The sequence below is a fragment of the Aeromonas sp. 1HA1 genome (assembly GCF_029237385.1).
In the GTDB taxonomy this organism is placed as follows: Bacteria; Pseudomonadota; Gammaproteobacteria; order Enterobacterales; family Aeromonadaceae; genus Aeromonas; species Aeromonas popoffii.
Genome location: NZ_JAACGC010000211.1, coordinates 1 through 710, shown reverse-complemented (window position 1 = coordinate 710; position 710 = coordinate 1). Strand labels below are relative to the sequence as shown.

1 protein-coding gene is annotated in these 710 nt (G+C 42.1%); it reads right to left on the bottom strand.

What is annotated here, in order from left to right:
- Positions 1-138: 138 nt before the first annotated feature.
- Positions 139-531 (bottom strand): hypothetical protein, encoded by a 393-nt coding sequence (locus GWQ22_RS21715; RefSeq protein WP_275931655.1) that lies wholly within the window; start codon positions 529-531, stop codon positions 139-141.
- Positions 532-710 lie beyond the last annotated feature (179 nt).

The window sequence follows — 710 nt, the reverse complement described above, 5'->3', positions numbered from 1 at the left end:
TTGGCGAGGCCGATACCCTGGAAAAGCTCGAAGCCCTGCTGCCATGGAACGTCCCGCTGGAGCCGATTGCAAAAAAAGTGGCGCAATACGGTAAAGGCAAGTAGGTCGATTTAACGGCGCTTACACTTGAACAATTTGTTAACTGGCACCCAACAGCGCACGAAATTCATTTTCTAAAGACTTTATAGCTTTCTTTATATCTACATTAACTTCTTTATGGATTCTATCCCACTCACCGAGCATTTCAGCGCCATACTCTCGTTCTATATTTTTCATAAATTTGATTGCCGTTTTGTGTATTACCAGGCAGGTCCTCTCAATTTCAGAATGAAGATTTACAGGAATATAAAGAGCTTTATTTCTTAGAGTGAGCTTTATTTCATCGTATTTATCTGCTACATACAGTCGCTTCTCTTCTTTCTCGTTGCCCGTTCGATTTTGGATAACGGTCGTATAATTATTAAGGGCATCGAAAAAAAACCATAATTGTGAGTGAAGCTCTTCAACTGTGCTAGCTTGCTTTTCCTGCAACGATGATAGTTTTATATTGTGTTTCAGCTCATTTAACTTGAGCTCAGCTTTGAGTCTGTCTCTTGATCAGATCTTGATCCCCGAAGCCATCATCTCTTTGGCGGCAATAAAGCCGTCCAGTTTACTTTGCAGTGTTTGCCAGCCTTCCCAGAGTGAGCTCCAGCCTGCAATCCCTGTTC